Source organism: Streptomyces beijiangensis (assembly GCF_017315755.1).
Taxonomy (GTDB): Bacteria; Actinomycetota; Actinomycetes; order Streptomycetales; family Streptomycetaceae; genus Streptomyces; species Streptomyces beijiangensis.
This window is the reverse complement of the sequence record NZ_JAFLRJ010000911.1, coordinates 1-297: the sequence shown is the minus strand read 5'-3', so window position 1 is coordinate 297 and position 297 is coordinate 1. Positions and strand designations below refer to the sequence as shown.

At 73.4% G+C, this 297-nt stretch carries 1 protein-coding gene; it reads left to right on the top strand.

Annotated features, from left to right (window positions below; all coding sequences use genetic code 11):
• On the top strand, window positions 1-218 hold a 218-nt coding region (locus tag J0695_RS39825), incomplete at its 5' end, for a PfkB family carbohydrate kinase (protein WP_242553766.1).
• Window positions 219-297: the final 79 nt, after the last annotated feature.

Sequence of the window (297 nt, the reverse complement as noted above, 5' to 3'; positions counted from 1 at the left end):
CCTCGGAGCCACTCCTCACCCCCGCCCGCCTGGTCGAGGCCATCGACACGACCGGCGCCGGTGACGCCTTCGTCGGCGCACTCGCCGTGGCGCTCAACGAGGGCAAGCCGATGCCCGCCGCGATCACCTGGGCGACAAACGCCGCAGCACTCTGCGTGCAGCGCACCGGGGCCACCCCCTCCATGCCCTACCGCACCGAGATCGACAGCGCCTCATGACGGCAGCCGAGACCACCTCACCCCTCCAGGGCCTGCGCGTCCTCGACCTCGCCACGCTCTTCGCGGGCCCGCTCGCCGC